16 protein-coding genes and 1 tRNA gene are annotated in these 15,773 nt (G+C 65.3%); 12 read left to right on the top strand and 5 right to left on the bottom strand.

Features of this window, described 5'->3' with window-relative positions; genetic code table 11:
- Positions 1 to 360: 360 nt before the first annotated feature.
- Together LO772_RS12255 and LO772_RS12250 are read right to left on the bottom strand one after the other, a co-directional pair.
- Positions 361 to 1,377, bottom strand: coding sequence for a hypothetical protein (locus LO772_RS12255; RefSeq protein WP_231778435.1), 1,017 nt, complete (start codon positions 1,375 to 1,377; stop codon positions 361 to 363).
- 118 nt (positions 1,378 to 1,495) lie between these two features.
- Positions 1,496 to 2,443 (bottom strand): hypothetical protein, encoded by a 948-nt coding sequence (locus tag LO772_RS12250; protein ID WP_231778434.1) that lies wholly within the window; start codon positions 2,441 to 2,443, stop codon positions 1,496 to 1,498.
- Between the two features lie 985 nt (positions 2,444 to 3,428).
- Between LO772_RS12250 and LO772_RS12245 the strand changes: the two genes are divergently transcribed.
- Complete coding sequence (locus LO772_RS12245; protein WP_231778433.1) at positions 3,429 to 4,016, top strand: NUDIX hydrolase; 588 nt, start codon at positions 3,429 to 3,431, stop codon at positions 4,014 to 4,016.
- Here the strand turns inward: LO772_RS12245 and LO772_RS12240 are convergent.
- The gene (locus tag LO772_RS12240) at positions 4,002 to 5,153 is read right to left on the bottom strand and encodes a helix-turn-helix domain-containing protein (RefSeq protein ID WP_231778432.1); all 1,152 of its coding nucleotides are present in this window, start codon (positions 5,151 to 5,153) and stop codon (positions 4,002 to 4,004) included. The genes LO772_RS12245 and LO772_RS12240 overlap by 15 nt on opposite strands.
- 162 nt (positions 5,154 to 5,315) lie before the next feature.
- On the opposite strand from LO772_RS12240, the gene LO772_RS12235 reads away from it, so the two are divergent.
- From LO772_RS12235 to LO772_RS12225, 3 genes are read left to right on the top strand one after another with little or no spacing between them, the layout of a single operon-like run.
- On the top strand, positions 5,316 to 5,816 hold the full coding sequence (locus LO772_RS12235) for a hypothetical protein (protein WP_231778431.1): 501 nt from the start codon (positions 5,316 to 5,318) through the stop codon (positions 5,814 to 5,816).
- Positions 5,817 to 5,828: 12 nt separating this feature from the next.
- Positions 5,829 to 6,119, top strand: a complete 291-nt coding sequence (locus LO772_RS12230; RefSeq protein ID WP_231778430.1) for a hypothetical protein — start codon at positions 5,829 to 5,831, stop codon at positions 6,117 to 6,119.
- Positions 6,112 to 6,423, top strand: coding sequence for a hypothetical protein (locus LO772_RS12225; RefSeq protein ID WP_231778429.1), 312 nt, complete (start codon positions 6,112 to 6,114; stop codon positions 6,421 to 6,423). The genes LO772_RS12230 and LO772_RS12225 overlap by 8 nt, the downstream gene beginning before the upstream one ends.
- A gap of 110 nt (positions 6,424 to 6,533) precedes the next feature.
- On the opposite strand, the gene LO772_RS12220 is transcribed toward LO772_RS12225, so the two are convergent.
- A complete protein-coding gene (locus LO772_RS12220) occupies positions 6,534 to 7,280 on the bottom strand; it encodes a GntR family transcriptional regulator (protein ID WP_231778428.1) in 747 nt (248 codons plus the stop codon).
- Positions 7,281 to 7,456: 176 nt separating this feature from the next.
- Between LO772_RS12220 and LO772_RS12215 the strand changes: the two genes are divergently transcribed.
- The 6 genes from LO772_RS12215 (at position 7,457) to LO772_RS12190 (ending at position 12,847) form a co-directional block, all read left to right on the top strand.
- A complete protein-coding gene (locus LO772_RS12215) occupies positions 7,457 to 7,855 on the top strand; it encodes a plasmid replication, integration and excision activator (protein WP_231778427.1) in 399 nt (132 codons plus the stop codon).
- Positions 7,856 to 7,967: 112 nt separating this feature from the next.
- Positions 7,968 to 9,302, top strand: coding sequence for an FtsK/SpoIIIE domain-containing protein (locus LO772_RS12210; protein ID WP_231778426.1), 1,335 nt, complete (start codon positions 7,968 to 7,970; stop codon positions 9,300 to 9,302).
- A complete protein-coding gene (locus LO772_RS12205; protein WP_231778425.1) occupies positions 9,299 to 9,628 on the top strand; it encodes a hypothetical protein in 330 nt (109 codons plus the stop codon). Before LO772_RS12210 ends, LO772_RS12205 begins: the two co-directional genes overlap by 4 nt.
- Before the next feature lie 32 nt (positions 9,629 to 9,660).
- On the top strand, positions 9,661 to 11,232 hold the full coding sequence (locus LO772_RS12200) for a replication initiator (RefSeq protein ID WP_231778424.1): 1,572 nt from the start codon (positions 9,661 to 9,663) through the stop codon (positions 11,230 to 11,232).
- A 32-nt stretch (positions 11,233 to 11,264) separates the two neighbouring features.
- Complete coding sequence (locus LO772_RS12195) at positions 11,265 to 11,438, top strand: helix-turn-helix transcriptional regulator (protein WP_231779517.1); 174 nt, start codon at positions 11,265 to 11,267, stop codon at positions 11,436 to 11,438.
- Positions 11,435 to 12,847 (top strand): tyrosine-type recombinase/integrase, encoded by a 1,413-nt coding sequence (locus LO772_RS12190; protein ID WP_231778423.1) that lies wholly within the window; start codon positions 11,435 to 11,437, stop codon positions 12,845 to 12,847. The genes LO772_RS12195 and LO772_RS12190 overlap by 4 nt, the downstream gene beginning before the upstream one ends.
- A gap of 262 nt (positions 12,848 to 13,109) precedes the next feature.
- On the opposite strand, the gene LO772_RS12185 is transcribed toward LO772_RS12190, so the two are convergent.
- Positions 13,110 to 13,181: transfer RNA gene (locus LO772_RS12185), tRNA-Arg, on the bottom strand.
- Positions 13,182 to 13,327: 146 nt separating this feature from the next.
- On the opposite strand from LO772_RS12185, the gene LO772_RS12180 reads away from it, so the two are divergent.
- Positions 13,328 to 13,732: a response regulator gene (locus tag LO772_RS12180; RefSeq protein ID WP_231779516.1), complete on the top strand. Its 405-nt coding sequence runs from the start codon at positions 13,328 to 13,330 to the stop codon at positions 13,730 to 13,732.
- A 57-nt stretch (positions 13,733 to 13,789) separates the two neighbouring features.
- A complete protein-coding gene (gene argS, locus LO772_RS12175; protein WP_231778422.1) occupies positions 13,790 to 15,442 on the top strand; it encodes an arginine--tRNA ligase in 1,653 nt (550 codons plus the stop codon).
- Positions 15,443 to 15,773 lie beyond the last annotated feature (331 nt).

Here is a 15,773-nt window from a genome sequence, read left to right as displayed (position 1 = left end):
ACACTGCGGGCACATGAGTTGCCACTGCGGCCCTTCCGGTGCGCCGTGGCGGTCTGATGGGACCAAGATCTCTGAATGAGGCATGTACATTGCACTTCCCCCGCAGGCATCGAATGGCCACCATCTCAGCGCATGAGGACACGATTCGGCAGGAGTATCACAGCAGTTGGCGCAAGATGATCGCTCGGTGGCCACGTGCTGAGATGCCGCGCGCTTGCGCTCAGAGCTTGGGAATCACCGCAACGATCAAGCCAACCGGGCCTCTGATCTGGCCTTAGTTCCAGACGATCAAGTTGTCTGCTCAGACGCGGGGCCGCAACTAAATACCATTATCTCAGATGGCAAACTTATCAGGCGTAATCACACATAGCCAAAGTGACGCAGGATCCGAAGCGTATCGTAGCCATCAAAGATGGCATACCTTCTAGGATTCCATGCGTTCAATGCAAAAGCCATCAGGAGCGTCCTGACAGCCGGTTTTACAGAATGGCAGTGCTGCACTACCAGAATTTCCGCTGGCTCGGAAGCGAGGCGCGAAATCTGGTCTCCATTCTTACCAAGCATGGCAACGGTCATGGGAGCAAATTTGGCGGGACCTTTGAACAGGAACGCTGCACTACTGAAAGAGCCTTCCACGCTTACGCGTGCAGAAAAAAGATCCGAAGACTCTCCACCCCAATCTAGAGGGACATCCGGCTCTCCTATGAGTTGCGCGAATGCCTCCTTAACTTTTTCTTCAGGAACGTTACGCATTACTTCGAGATCTTGCGACCGCAGGCGCTTTCTCCAGTCGACACCAGAGAACGCATCAAACAGCGCGGGATGCATTTCCAAAGGTTCAGCAAGGGACAGCGGGCCCATCTTTCCCGGCCACCAAATCCGCTGGCCGATCACAATAGGCCGCATCTTAACCCGGGGATGAGTATCCTGGATGTAGGCGAGAATAAATGCCGTACGTTTTCCTCGAATGAATTCTTGGGCGCTTGTGGAGGTGAAGTGCTCGACGGAAAAATCTGCGACAAATTCTGCCTCTCCTCCGGCCAGCTCGCCACGGAATTGCGCCCTTCCGCCGTTTTGCCCCCTCAGGGCTGCCGCCACACCAGAAAACGTTACGACCTGCTCACATAAAACCACTGAATTCCGTTTGACTTCTTGACCTTCGGCCAGAAGAACATTGAGATCAGGCGGTGGGGCGGCGATCATCTGAGCGGTAAGCGCGTTTGAGATATTGTCCAGAGCAAGCCTCTTGTAGAGGTTCTCGGCGCGCCGAAGATCCCTAACGAGCGGGGCCCGAGATTGAGGGGAGACAAGAGAGATTGCAAGCGGTGCGTGGAGAAAGAATGGTTCAATATGGACCGGTGGGGAACTGTCCGTCATTTTATGAATCTCCTAACGATGGGAATGCCTAGTACTCGGTATCGATTTTCCGTCAGTACCGCGGCAGCCTTTTGGGATGGCTAAAACGCTACAGTGTGCCGATCCTACGCTGAGATTTTCAGAGTTCACATAGGGCTTGGCCCTCTTGCTCGGCTGCGTCAATTTTCTTAGTCAACGCATCCACCAGGCCGATTCGACCGTCAAACAACTGGGACACGTCTTGCCCTGTGAACATGACAATGTTATTACGGCTGCCACGGGAGTTCCGCACGAAGTGATCCAGAATACCTGGGTCGTATCCGGCCATCGAGATGAATACGCCACGAGTGCTGTCAAGCTTCCCGTCGACTTTCCCCTTGAAATCAAGCAAGGCGCCCAGATCTGGTTGTGCTGTGCGCCACCGAGCCTCGACAAGATACGTGAATCCCCGGAAGTGAAAGGACCCGTCGATCTGCTCATGAGCAATACGATAAGACGGGCGATAATCCAAATCGTAAGCACGGAAGAGCTGTGCGAACAGCTTTTCTAGCTCGTACCCACGTCGCTGCGCGGTCTCGCCAGAACCATCTTGACGGACCAGCTCCAGAAACTCTCCGCGCAGCTTACCTAGGATTTCCTGTCGATCTTGGATCCCTTGCAACCTCCTTTTAGCCGCTGCTCGGCGGGAAGCTACAGCGGCTTCAGCCGGAGAAACGAGGATTCTGTGCTCCTGCGCTGCTCGCTTTAGTTCTTTGAGCGCTGCGGCCCCTGCTTTTTGATCGGGTGCGTCTACGTGCGGCTTCCCCATATGGCAAAGTTCCTCGATGATCTTTCGCTGAACAGTAAACCCGGCCTCCCCTTTTTCATGAAGATCGTCAAAAATTGCCCTCGCGATCTTCACTTTACTGAAACCCAGTTGGTCGTACCGCTCGTAAAGCTGCCGTGGGACACCACCTGCCAGAAAGATGGCTTTGAGGTCGTCGCGCCAGTGCAGAGCGTCGCGGCACACAGCTACGGCAGCACGCGTGACAGCTGTCGTGAGCGGGCCTGCATTCGACTCATGGCTGACCGACCTCGAAGACTCCACGGCCCGTCCCCTCTCCCAATAGCAATTACGAGCAGCCGGAAGTTGCCCGCTTGTAGTGACAGTTGGCCATTCAATCGCCATTGAAGTCATCATGTAGCGTTCTCCGATAAAGACACAAACAGCTCTACCATGACAACCATACGGTTGTGATGCATTTGCGGAATGATCTTGTGTTTCACGGTGTCTCGGAGGGCGCTTGTCGAGGTCGGAGGACACCGGGTGACCCGTGACAGACGCCAGTTGTCGGCCAGCGTGGCTACGATGCCTATCGCTGGGTTGGGCTCGGCGCTGAATGCGTCGGCTCTTCTGTTGCTCCATCTCGTGTCCTCGTTCGTCTTCAACTACGCCGCTGAGTGCCTTTCCGACCGCTGGCGCAACTGCCCCGGCAAGAAGGAGGTGGTGCGTATGACCAACGTGACCATGAGTGACAGGCTGCGTCGCGTCGTCAAGGCGCTTCTCAGTTCCGTGGGCGGGGTGGTCCCGCTCGCCATCGGAGCAGCGTCGAGCCGAGCCCAGCAACGAATCACGTGCCAAGTGCGTGCCAGATAAAACGGGTAGATCCCTGCTTTGGGCGGTGTGGTCGGCGGGGACCGCCGTGACCGGCGGCCACGCCGCACGCGCGGCGGGCCCCGGCCGGCCACTGGCGCGCCGCTTGCGGCGCGCCCTTGATCCACAAGAGATTAATTCGGCAACTGATCAGCGCTCGAAACTCGACCACACGCGGGTGAGTGGCAGGCAAGCCGCGACCGGGGGCACCCAAGTACGGAAGGCCGGGTGCGCGGGCAGGCGTCGTCATGGACCGCGAAGGGGGATCGGGGGAAGGACGGAACTTCCCCCGGATCGGCCGGAGGTCGATCGGCGCGGTACGCGTCCACGGATCGCAACCCCTCGTCTCCTGCTAACGGTTGGTGTCGCGACGTGTCGGTGTGGCTGATGTTCGTCACGACCGGAGCGGAAACGCACACGGCCCGGTACGGTCGGCGTCGTGGCTACCGAAGATGAAGACACGTCCTCCGCCTGGGTCGTCCATGGCGAGCGGATCATCTATGACAACGAGTGGATGCGCGTCTTCCTGACCGACGTTGAGCTGCCGGACGGGGACCGCTTCGAGCATCACGTGATCAAGCTGCGGGCTGCGGCGATGGTCGTGCTGATCGACGATCAAGACCGGGTGCTCATGATGTGGCGTCACCGGTTCGTGTCGGATCGGTGGGGCTGGGAGATCCCGGGCGGCCTGGTCGACGAGGGGGAAGACCCGGAGGAGACGGCGCTCCGCGAACTCCTCGAAGAGACCGGCTACCGGCCGAAGACCTTCCGGCACGTGTCGCGCTTTCAGCCGATGGTCGGCATGGTCGACTCGTGGCACGACGTGTTCGTCGGTGAGGGCGCCGAGAAGATCGCGGATCCGACCGAAGTTACCGAGATGGCGCGGATGGAGTGGGTTCCGCTTGCTGACATCCCGGGGTTGATCGCCAAGGGGCGGATCTGGAACTCGGGTGTGTTGATCGGGTTGTTGCACGTGCTCGCCTCGCGCAACGGTGCGGCGGTTGACGCCGTGTCAGACGCGGGCTGACAGCCGTACGTACCGGCGGCGTTGGCGCGCTGATCCGGCAACCATGATCAGCTTCTGGGCCTCAGCGAGATGACCTTTGGCCTCCTCGGTGCGGCCTTGCGCGATCAACGCTTCGGCAAGGTCGCACCGGAGTTGAGCGGTCGCGCGCGTGAAGCCGTTCATGCCGGCCAAGACGTCTGTCAGGTTGTCGATCACCTGGCTGTCGCCGAGCTGGACAAGGCATGAACCGCGCCACCGTGCGAGATGCGCGAGATTGAGCGCGACGTACGGCAAGCTCGGGTCGTCGGGGTCGGCGGGCAGTGATGCGGCAGCAAGGTCCATGCATCGCATGGAATCCAGCTCGCGCCCGAGTGCGGCGTGTGCTTCGGCCTCGGCTGCGTGTAGCCAACTGCGCATGAGAGACGGCAACTTGCCGCGGTTCTCACCGTGGGCGTGCTCGATGAGCTGTAGCGCGCTGTCCGCCTGGCCAAGGTCGAGCAAGACGTACGCCTGCTCGGCGGTCGCGAACGCCTGAATGCTGGGGTCGTTCGCCATCATGGCCGCTGCCTTGGCGCGCTCGAAGTGCTCCCAAGACTGGTGCAGTGTGCCGGTGTCGACTCCTTGCCATCCGGCGAGCGCGGATGCGTCCGCGAGTACGTGCGCAAGTCCCGCGCGTTGCTGGGGCAACATCGCGTGCTTCAAGAGCTGGTCAACCTGCGCGATGTGGGCGGCCATCTCGTCGGCGACCGTTGCCGCGCCGAGTCGGCGGTCTTTCAGCCGAATGGCGTTGGTCTGGAACTTGAGTAGTTCCAACAGCTCGTTGTCGACGGCTCGTGAGCTGTCTAACCGGGCGACCAATCCGATGAGTTCGGGGTCTGGCGTCCCCCAATCGGGTGCGTCTTCCTGATTGAAACCAAGGTCGTCGGGTTCCACCTCGAACACGGCGCAGAGGAGAGCCTGATACCGCTCGTCGGGAACGCCCCTGCCGTTCTCCCACGATGAGATGCGCCTCTTGAGGCTGTCGTCACTGACCAGCGTGAAGCCTCGGCTTGCTGCCGCTGCGCGGAGTCGGCTTCGTAGGTCGTGCTGGACCCAACCTCGTTCGTTACGGGCCTGCCGCAATCGCTGTGCGTAGAGCGGAAGTTCCTTGTCTGCCATGCCACGAACCCCCGTGGTGGACGAGGGGGACGCGTCCCCCTGGCCGCTTCGGTGTCATCTTCCGTGCGGATCACTGCCGGGTCAACTCTGGATACCCGGAGCGATCAACGAACTGGAAGCCCTGAGGGGGCGGATGACGTGAGAAAGATGACGGCGCGAGGGATGGACTGGCTGTCGCGGGCGGCTGATGACCCCCACGCGTGCCGGGCCCTGTGGACGGAGTCACCGGATGCGCTCCAACTCGTGGCCACTGGGCGACTGTTCGATGTCGTGGCCATGCCGTGGGGACTCGGTCTGACGGTGCTCGGTCAGCTCTACCACGGCAAGCGTTGCATGGCGGGAGCCGTCGTGGTCAACCAGAGGCGGGAGAAGCTGGGGTTCCTTGTCGGCCCCGGTGCGCACCTGGTCTGGCCGGACTTGCTGGCCAGTGCCGGCGGAGATCCGACGGCGGCCACATGCAGCGGCCGGGATGGCTACCTGCTGGCACCGGGGCCGTTTTTCGCGCCCGACGCTCCGTGTTGGTGGCAGCGCGGGCCGGTGGGTGACGCAGGGGACCTGACGAATCTGCAAAACCTTGCCGATGCGGTGGCCGCAGTGGGACGCCTCGTGTCCTTGAGTGACGCCTATGTGACATCAGTCGTCGGCGCGTCCGGCGAACGTTGAGAGCGGGGGAGCATGCAGAACAAAAGCCCCGAAGGTGGCTTCGCGGATGAGGGCAACGCGTGGCACCACGCGCGTCAGGCCGTGATGGAACTACGCGACGTGCTGATTGCCGCCGGGATGGAAGCCGAGTTCAAGTTCCTCACCGCAGACGTCAACGCGTTCGGACGCGGCATCGTCAGCCTGGGACGCGTCAGCCCCGAAACTGCGCGACGGCTCGCGAGGCTCCTGCGCGCGGCGCGGGAATCGATGGGCGACGAAGCGTTCGCGAGCGGCGTGGTTGAAGGGGGCGACGACCATGGCTGATGCGCATGAGCCGCGGGCGGAGTTCCTACAGTCCGACGTGCCATACGTCCGGGGATGGAGCGATGCGCGCGATGCCGCACGGGAACTGGCGGAGGAACTGCGGCTCCTCGGCTTCACGGATGACTTCGCCTACCTGCAAGGCGACGTAAGCATGATGGGCACCGGGTTCGTCCGGCTCGGGAAGATCGTGGCCGAGACAGCCGGCCGCTTCGCTGACGCTCTCGCGCTCGGTCTCTGCGTCGAAATCGCCGAACTTCCGTGCGCTGATGAGCGCGCTCCCAGTGATCAGCAGCGTTCCGGCTGATCTCCCCGCTGCGGCAAGTGGCGTCCCTCCCCGCACGCGCTGCTGAGCCGCAAACAGCGGACCCCCTCTCCGATCGTAGAGAGGGGGTCCGTCTGCGTCTGTGGGTGGGCTCATGAGGGGACGTTGTAGGTGACCTCCAAGTCATCTCCCGGAAGCTTGAACTCCTCTAGGGCCAAGGGGCGTTCGGCCTGGTTGTAGGTCACTCTCAGAATCTGGAAGAGCGGTACGCCTTCGGCAAGTCGAAGGGTGCTGGCCTCGTCGGGCATGGGCATGCGGGTGCGCACGTGCTCTGTCCAGTGAAGTTCGTGCCCCAACTTCTCCAGCTCGGTGAAGAGTTCCGGGGCGGGGGGCGGCGCTGTCTCCTCGTAGGGGGTGCCGACGAGCACAGAGAACGGCACGTATGTGCGGTGCGTCTGCCGCAAGCGGCCGTGCTCGGCGGTATGGACCTCGTCATAGGTGAACATCGGTTCGCCCGGGGGGATCCGCAACAGGTCGGCGAGCGCAAGCGGTGCGTCGGTTCGCGTCCGGGTGGGCTCTTCCTGACTGTTCCAGCGGATCGCGTCGGCCTCGATGTACCGGCCGTCCGGCGCGCGTCGGACTCCTCGCGGGCGCGTGATGTTCGGGCGAGCGTGCGGGGACCGAACGAAGGTGCCGCGTCCCATCGCGGCCTCAACGAGACCTGCGGCCCGAAGCTCGCTGATGCCTTGGCGGACGGTCGGGCGGGTGACACCAAACTCCTTGGCCAAGACCTCCTCGCTGGGGAGCGCCTGGCCGGCGACGTACGTGCCGTCCAAGATCCGATCACGTAGATACGAAGCGATGACGCGGTATTTGGGCTGCTTGTCCGCACGTTCCATCGATGCTCCCTCCCGGCCTGGGCGGCGTTGTCAGCATGTCTTTATCTGGGGCTAGCGTCCCGCACGACTTAGCGCTTGACAACCCGTACTTCGGGAAGCATGCTGAGTAAATCCGTACTACGGGATGGCATCTGGAGGATGTTCGGGTGCCTCATGTCCAGAGGAGAACAGAAGCTATGGCGCTCAAGGGTGCGATTCCGGTGGCCTTCAGGGACGTGTTCCCGGCGGGTGCGTTCGCGACGAAGGTTGAGATGGTCGCGGACTTCGATGCGTCGAAGGGCGGTTCGCGGGTTCAGGCGCGCGACAAGGTGACGGGGCTTCCGATGTGGGCGGTCACGGTGACGGACCCGGACCCGGACGCACGCGACACCTCGGCCAAGGTCAAGGTCGCCGCGGCGACGGAGCCGGTGTTGCCGGACGCGCTTCCGGGTCTGCCGTTCCGGCCGGTGGAGTTCGAGGGGCTGACGGTGACGCCGTACGTCAACAGCTCGAACCGGCTGGCGTACTCGTTCAAGGCGACGGGCCTGCGGGCGCCGTCGGGTGCGCCGGTCAAGGCGGCGGCCAAGGCGGGTTGAGTTCCCGCATTTTCAGCGCGGACCCCGGTGCCCAGTGACTTGGCGGTTCTCGGCACCGGGGTCCGCTCCCGATCTTCAGACCTGACGATCCTTTGAAAGGGCGTTGTTCATCATGTCAAGCTCTCGGGGGCTGGACTGGCATCGGCTCGCGTACATCGCGGGCGGCGTGGTCCTCCTCTACACCCTGGCTGAGGCGCAGTTCGGCCCGGCCGGTTCGTTCCTGGTCGCGGCGGGCGTCATCCTCGGTGTCGTCGCTGCCGCCTGGTGGTGGTTCTTCTCGTTCGCGGGGCGTGTGCGGCGCGGCTGGCCGCTGCTCGCGAAGGGGATCGGGCTGTGGCAACAGGACCCGATCAAGCGCATCAACGAGGAGTTCTCGTACGCGTGGCCGAGCATCACGCGCGTCAAGCGGGTCGCGGGCGGGTTCGTGGTCCGGGTGCGGCTGCTGCCCGGTCAGACCCCGGGCGACGTGGGGGATCACGTCGAGGGGATCGCGCACGCCTGGCGCGTCTTCCGGGTCGACTGCACATCTCCGACGCGCGGGGTTGTCGTGCTCAAGGCGTGGGTGGCGGATCCGCTCGACAAGCCCTTTGGCCCGACGGCGTTGGCCATGCCGGGCCTGCGGGACGTCGACAGCAAGCCGGAACCGGCTCCGGTGCGGGACCCGTGGGCGCCTACGTACGACTCGGTGGAACTCGGCCGGTGTGACGACGGTGCGCCGTGGGTGCTGCGGTTGCACGGGACGCACGTCCTGGTGGCCGGGGTGACCGGGGCCGGCAAGGGCTCGATTCTGTGGGGCGTCACCCGCGGTCTCCTTCCGGCGGCCCGTGCCGGTCTGGTTGAGATCTGGGCGTGTGACCCGAAGCGCATGGAGTTGTCGTACGGGCGTGCGCTGTTCCAGCGGTACAGCTCGGATCCGGCCGAGATGGTCGAGATGCTGGAAGACGCGGTGGCGGAGATGTCCGCGCGGGCGGACCGGTTCGCGGGCAGTGTCCGCAAGCACGAACCGTCCCCGGACTGCCCGTTCATCGTGATCATGGTTGATGAGCTGGCGTTCCTGACGGCGTACCAGCCGGATCGGGACCTGCGCAAGCGCGCGGACGCGGCGTTGGCGACGCTGACCAGTCAGGGCCGGTCGGTCGGGTTCTGCGTCCTCGGCGCACTCCAGGACCCCCGCAAAGAAGTCATGAACATCAGGAATTTGTTCCCCGATCGCATAGCGCTGCGGCTCGACGAACCATCCCAAGTCGACATGGTCTTGGGCAACGGCGCACGGGATCGCGGCGCGACGGCGGACCTGATCTCCCCCGTTCCCGAACTCGGGGCGGGCGTCGGGTTCGTCAAGCGCGAGACACAGCCCGAACCGGTCCGCGTGCGGGCGGCGTACGTGTCCGATGCGGACATTGACGCCCTGGTTCGCGACTTCCCTGCGGGCGGTGGTGCGGCGTGAGCGAGCGCATCGACATAGGGGCCGGGGCGAACGTGCTGCGGTGCTTCGCGGATTTCGTCTCGGCTCGTCCGGGGCTGCCGCCGGTGGTATGCCTGCGGGTGACCTGGTCGCACACGGACCACTGTTGGGAAGTCGAGGGCCAGTTGGCCTCGGATGCGGGCGTTGCCGAGGTCGAGCGGTGGGGGATCGCGCTGGACGACGCGGTGATCACGGCTGAGGACGGCAATGGTCAATACCTCGGCCCGTATGTCAAGCACACCGCGACCGGGACGGTTCACGGCCACCTGGTGAGTGTGTGGACGACCCTGGGCCGGAGCGCGCGATGACCGGCCGGATGACGCGGGTCGAGCGGGCCCGCATGCCTCTTGCGAAAGAGGTGGTGCGGGCCGCTGCCCTCGAACACGGCGTGTGCATCCGGCCGGTCGCGCTGCGGCGCACCGACATCACGACCGGGGCCGTAGACATCATCGACGTTCCCTGTGGGGCGACGCTGGCGAGCGTGTGCCCGTCGTGTGCGGAGCGCAAGCGGCAGCTTCGGATGGCGCAGTGCCGCGAGGGCTGGCATCTGACCGAGGAACCGGACCTGACCGCGGACGAACCGTCCGACTGGCAACGCTGGTTGGCCGAGAGCCGCGCCGACCTGACCGCGGCGCACGACGCGGCCGGGGGGACCGAACGCGAACAGCTCGGTGATGCCCTGGCGGCGCTTGATGAGGAGATCGCCTCGTCCGGCGTGCGCGGCAGCGTCGACTCGGGCAAGGCGTCCCGGCGGGTGCGATCGACGCGGCGGCGGCAAGACGTTGTCGACCTTCCCCGGCGCCCGGTTGAGGCGCGGACGGTCGGGCGGGCGTTCACCTCCCCGGATGGGAAGACGTTCCGGCCCTCGCTGTTCGTCACGCTGACGCTGCCGTCGTACGGGCGGGTGCGCTCGGACGGCACGCCGGTGGACCCGTCGGCGTACGACTACCGGCGCGCCGCGCGGGACGCGCTGCACTTCTCCAAGCTGGTGGACCGGTTCATTCAGAACCTGCGGCGGTTCGTTGGCTTCGATGTCCAGTACTTCGCCGCGGTCGAACCGCAACGGCGACTCGCTCCGCACATCCACCTCGCGATCCGCGGCACGGTCTCGCGGGCCGAGCTGCGGCAGGTCGCGGCGGCGACGTACCACCAAGTGTGGTGGCCGAGCTGCGATGAACCGGTGTACGACGGCGACGCGGCCCCGATCTGGGACGCAGAGCACGGGGCGTACGTCGACGCGGACGGCAACCCGCTGCCCACCTGGGATGACGCGCTCGACGAACTCGACGCGGACGAGGATGCCGAACCGGTCCACGTCGCCCGGTTCGGCGTGCAAGTCGACGCGAGGGGCGTCCTGGTCGGCTCGCCGGACGCGCGCCGCTGCATCGGCTACCTCACCAAGTACCTGAACAAGTCCGCCCACGAGTGCCATGAGCCGGCCTCGGACGCCGAACGCGCGCACGTCGACCGGCTCATGGCCGAACTGCGGTACGAACCGTGCTCGCCGTCGTGCGCGAACTGGCTGCGCTACGGCGTCCAACCCAAGAACGCCCGGGACGGCATGCGGCCGGGCCACTGCAAGGCAAAGGCGCACCGCCGCACCCACCTCGGCTATGGGGGTCGTCGCGTCCTCGTCTCGCGCAAGTGGTCGGGCAAGTCCCTGGCCGACCACAAGCACGAACGCCGCGCGTGGGTGCTCGGGCTGCTCGGCGAGATGGCCGACCGGGGCGACGACCCGACCCGCTACGTCTGGGAGCACGCGGCCCCGTCCGACCCCGACGTCCCGCCCGTCTCGCACCGCCTCTTAAGAGCGCTCTCCGAACGCATCCGATGGCGGACCGCACTCGACGCGGCCAAAGCAGCCGCAGACGGACAGCACGAAAATTCGGCAACTCGGGGGAGGGCGGCGTGAGCGCTCGTAAGACGGTGGCACGCGTCGAGCTGATGACGGTTCCGGAAGTCCTGGCGGAGCTGGGCGACATCTCCAGGCGGACCTTCTACCGGTGGCGGGAACTTGGCCTTGCTCCACAGTGCCTCAAGCTCCCGAACGGCGAACTCCGTGTGCGGCGCGACGACTTCATGGCCTGGCTTGATGACCGGATGGAGGATGCGGCATGAGCGGTGGCAAGTCGTACCGGGTCCGCATCTGGGCGGTGGTGCAGAACAAGACGGCCAAGAAGCCGACGTACCAACTGCGTTGGAAGGTCGACGGAAAGTCTTTCTCGCTGACGTTCACGACCAAGGGCCTGGCTGACCGATTCCGCAGTCGTCTGCTGCGGGCGACGGAAGACGGCGAACCGTTCGATCTGATGACCGGTCTGCCTGACTCGATGGCTGAGGCCAAGGCGGCCGACTCGTTCTTGTCGTTCGCTCTCGCCTACATGGATATGAAATGGCCGCACGCGGCGGCGAAATCGCGGGCGAGCATGACAGAGATGCTGATGACGGCGCTGCCCGCGTTCGTCCGGGATGTCGGCGGGGAGCCGGACGTCGTGCTTCTGCGGCGTGCGATGCGGCGCTACCTGCTGCCCCCACCGCGGCGTGGCGCTGAGCGTCCCAAGGACGTGGCCAAGGCGATTGCCTGGCTCGAAAAGGCGTCCATGCCGGTCGCCGACCTGAAAGAAGCCAAGCACATTCACGATGTCCTGGACGCGCTCGGCCGGAAGCTGGACGGCACTGCGGCGGGGGCTGAGACGACCAGGCGCAAGCGGTCGGCGCTCTACAACGTTCTTGACTACGCCGTAGAGCTGGAACATCTCGCGACGAACCCCATCGACAAGGTGAAGCGCAAGCGCATCAAAGTCTCCGAGGTGGTCGATCGTCGCGCGGTGGCCAATCCGAAGCAGGCTCGCGAACTGCTGACCGCAGTGTCGTACGTCGGTGGGTACAAGCGGGCCGGCGGTCGCAAGCTGGTGGCGTTCTTCGCGGTCATGTACTACGCGGGCACCCGTCCCGCTGAAGCGGTCGGCCTGCGGCGCCAGGACTGCGAACTGCCCGAGAGCGGTTGGGGCATGATCACGCTGCACCGAACGCGCCCGACCGTGGGCAAGCTGTGGACGAACACGGGAACGAGTCACGACGACCGCGGCTTGAAGCAACGGAGCGAGAGGGAAACGCGCCCGGTGCCCATCCCTCCGGTCTTGGTGCGGATCCTTCAGGACCACATCGACACCTTCGGGACACACAAAGATGGGCGACTGTTCCCGAGCGAGCGGGGTGGCGTCCTGGCCTCGTCGTCGTACTACCGGATCTGGCAAGCCGCGCGAGCGCTCGCGCTGACGCCGGAACAGGTCGCCTCCCCGCTGGCTGCCCGCCCGTACGACCTTCGGCACGCGTGCGCCTCGCTGTGGCTGAACTCCGGCGTACCGGCCCCGGAAGTCGCGGAACGGCTGGGGCACTCGGTCGATGTGCTGCTGAAGATCTATGCGAAGTGCATCGACGGGCAGCGCGAGACGGTGAACAAGCGCATCGCGGAAGCGCTCGGCGAAGACGTCGGCGGCGTCGAGGAGTCGAAGGGCTCCGAGTGATCAAGAACCGCACCACACATGGGCCTCGGACCTGTCCGGGGCCCTTCGTGCTGCTCCCGCCGTTTCGCGCCTGTCACGCGAAAACGCTGCGTGACCTGCGGAAACGCGTTCAAGATCATTGCGCGTATATATCGCGATCACTGTCCTGTTCCTGCACGCGACGACGCACCGTGACATACGAGGGGTTAGCCGCAGTGGCCCGAGAAACAAGAAACCGCCAGCTCAACCGGTGTTTCGGCTGTTGGCGGCTGTTCACTCAGAGTGCCCCCGGCAGGATTCGAACCTGCGCACACGGCTCCGGAGGCCGTTGCTCTATCCCCTGAGCTACGGGGGCTCGGGGCACGCGAAACATTACCAGTCTGGGGAGGGTGCTCGCGCCAGGGTTTCTTTGGGGGGAATGGTGGGGTGGGAAGTCGGGTTTGGGTGCGGTGGGGTGGGGTTGGTGTCTACGCTCGATGGGTGAGCGGGTTGACGGGGGACATGGCCGGGCGGGTGCTTGTCGTGGATGACGACGAGGTGATCCGGCGGTTGATCGCGGTGAATCTGCAGCTTGAGGGGTTCGAGGTGACCACGGCTGTGGATGGGGAGGACGCGCTCGGGATGGTGCACGAGGTGCGGCCCGATCTGGTCACGCTCGACGTGGTGATGCCGCGGCTCGACGGGATCCGGACGGCGACGCGGCTGCGGGCGGATCCCCGGACGCGCGGGCTGAAGATCGTGATGATCAGTGCGTGCGCGCAGAGTTCGGATTTGGCGCGGGCGCGCGAGGCCGGGGTGGACGCGTATCTGACGAAACCGTTCGATCCCGACCGCTTGCTGGCGGTGGTGCGGGGGCTCGCGATCGTTCGTCCCGCGCCGGAGGCGGATGTCCACACACCCGAATGAGGGCCCTGTGGATACTGAGAGGCACCCCGGCGCCCCGGTCGCCTACGCTTGTCTGCCGTGACCCCCGAAGAACTTTCCCAGGCTGTTTTGTCCGCGGTTCGCGCGTCTGTCGAGGCGGGCGAATTGAACGTCGACGTGCCCGAGCGCGTCACGGTGGAGCGACCGAAGAACCGCGAGCACGGGGATTACGCGACCAACGCCGCACTGCAGCTGGCGAAGGCGGCGAAGAAGCCGCCGCGTGCGGTGGCGGAGATCATCGCGGGGCGCCTCGCGCGGGTGAGCGGTGTCGCGGCCGTCGACATCGCGGGGCCGGGGTTCCTGAACATCACCGTCGACACCGCGTCCGCCGGGGAGTTGGCGCGCGCCATCGTCGAGGCCGGTGAGGCGTACGGCCGCAGCGACAGCCTCGCGAAGCTCAAGATCAACCTGGAGTTCGTGTCGGCCAACCCGACCGGCCCGATCCATATCGGCGGCGTGCGCTGGGCGGCCGTGGGCGACTCGCTCGCGCGCATCCTCAAGGCGGCCGGCGCCGATGTCAGTACGGAGTACTACATCAACGACGCCGGTGTGCAGATCGACAAGTTCGGCGCCTCGCTCATGGCCGCGGCGAACGGTCGGCCGGTGCCGGACGACGGGTACGTCGGCGAGTACATCAACGACATCGCCGCCCGGATCGTCGGGCAGGAACCCGGCGTGCTCGAACGGCCGGACGACGAGCAGAAGAAGGTCTTCACCGAGACCGGGCTGCGGCTCATGGTCGCGGAGATCCAGCGCTCGATGGACGAGTTCGGCACGCACTTCGACGAGTGGTTCTCGGAGAAGAGCCTGCACGACTCGGGGGCGGTCGAGGAGGCGATCGAGCGGCTGCGGGCGCAGAACCGCGTCTTCACCGAGGGCGGCGCGATCTGGCTGCGGACGACCGATTTCGGCGACGACAAGGACCGCGTCCTGATCAAGCAGGACGGCGAGACGACCTATTTCGCCTCGGACGCCGCTTACTACCTCAACAAGCGCGACCGCGGCAACGAGGTCTGCGTCTACATGCTCGGTGCCGACCACCACGGCTACGTCGGGCGCCTCAAGGCCATCGCGGCGTGCGCCGGCGACGACCCGCAGCACAACATCGAGGTGCTGATCGGCCAGTTCGTGAAGATGATGCGCGACGGCCAGGAGGTCCGCATGAGCAAGCGGGCCGGCAACATCATCACGATCGACGACGTCGTCGAGTGGATCGGCGTCGACGCGGCGCGCTACTCGCTCGCGCGGTCGTCGACGGACTCGACGATCACGCTCGACATCGACGTGCTGACCAGCGCCACCAACGAAAACCCGGTCCACTACGTGCAGTACGCGCACACGCGCATGTGCGGGGTCGAACGCAAAGCGCGGGAACTCGGGATCGAGCGCGGGGAGTTCAAACCCGAGCTGCTGTCCACCGAGTGGGAGTCGAACCTGCTCGGCATGCTCGGTGAATTCCCCCGGATCGTCGCGAAGGCCGCCGAGCTGCGCGAGCCGCACCACGTCGCGCGCTACCTCGAAGAGCTGGCGGGGGTCTACCACCGCTTCTACGACAACTGCCGCATCATGCCGCTCGGCGACGAGCCGGCGACCGACCTCACGTACGCCCGGATGTGGCTCGCCGACGCCACGCGCATCGTCGTCGCGAACGGGCTCGGCCTGCTCGGTGTGTCCGCCCCCGAGCGCATGTGACACACCCGTGAGAGAACACGGGTTCGAGTACGAGTGACAGTGGCGGCCGTGCGGACACGCGGGCCGCCACCGTCGCTTTTCGGCCGGGTAACGTGGAGGGGAGCGGCCGGTACGCGGTCGCCGGGGGAGCACGCGCGGAGACGGGACGAGACGAGACGGGATGGCGCGGACGACGTCCGGAAGAAGCGCCGACACCGCCCCCACAGGTGTCACCGCCAACCGCACCACCCCCACCCTGATCCCCACCCCCACCCCCACCCCCATCCGCATCACCACGCCAAGCAGCACACCGGCAGCACACCAGCAGCACACCAGCAGCCCACAGGGGAGC

It is taken from the genome of Yinghuangia sp. ASG 101 (genome assembly GCF_021165735.1).
GTDB lineage: Bacteria > Actinomycetota > Actinomycetes > Streptomycetales > Streptomycetaceae > Yinghuangia.
This window is presented reverse-complemented; position numbering and strand designations above follow the sequence as displayed.

Bases quoted from the DNA above. Each gene is read 5' to 3' on its own strand.
- LO772_RS12195 (WP_231779517.1), top strand. From the start codon at position 11,265: ATGACGGTTCCGGAAGTCCTGGCGGAGCTGGGCGACATCTCCAGGCGG.
- LO772_RS12200 (WP_231778424.1), top strand. From the start codon at position 9,661: ATGCCTCTTGCGAAAGAGGTGGTGCGGGCCGCTGCCCTCGAACACGGC.
- LO772_RS12255 (WP_231778435.1), bottom strand. From the start codon at position 1,377: ATGACGGACAGTTCCCCACCGGTCCATATTGAACCATTCTTTCTCCAC.
- LO772_RS12230 (WP_231778430.1), top strand. From the start codon at position 5,829: ATGCAGAACAAAAGCCCCGAAGGTGGCTTCGCGGATGAGGGCAACGCG.
- LO772_RS12235 (WP_231778431.1), top strand. From the start codon at position 5,316: ATGGACTGGCTGTCGCGGGCGGCTGATGACCCCCACGCGTGCCGGGCC.
- LO772_RS12180 (WP_231779516.1), top strand. From the start codon at position 13,328: ATGGCCGGGCGGGTGCTTGTCGTGGATGACGACGAGGTGATCCGGCGG.
- LO772_RS12215 (WP_231778427.1), top strand. From the start codon at position 7,457: ATGGCGCTCAAGGGTGCGATTCCGGTGGCCTTCAGGGACGTGTTCCCG.
- LO772_RS12210 (WP_231778426.1), top strand. From the start codon at position 7,968: ATGTCAAGCTCTCGGGGGCTGGACTGGCATCGGCTCGCGTACATCGCG.
- LO772_RS12220 (WP_231778428.1), bottom strand. From the start codon at position 7,280: ATGGAACGTGCGGACAAGCAGCCCAAATACCGCGTCATCGCTTCGTAT.
- LO772_RS12190 (WP_231778423.1), top strand. From the start codon at position 11,435: ATGAGCGGTGGCAAGTCGTACCGGGTCCGCATCTGGGCGGTGGTGCAG.
- LO772_RS12240 (WP_231778432.1), bottom strand. From the start codon at position 5,153: ATGGCAGACAAGGAACTTCCGCTCTACGCACAGCGATTGCGGCAGGCC.
- LO772_RS12225 (WP_231778429.1), top strand. From the start codon at position 6,112: ATGGCTGATGCGCATGAGCCGCGGGCGGAGTTCCTACAGTCCGACGTG.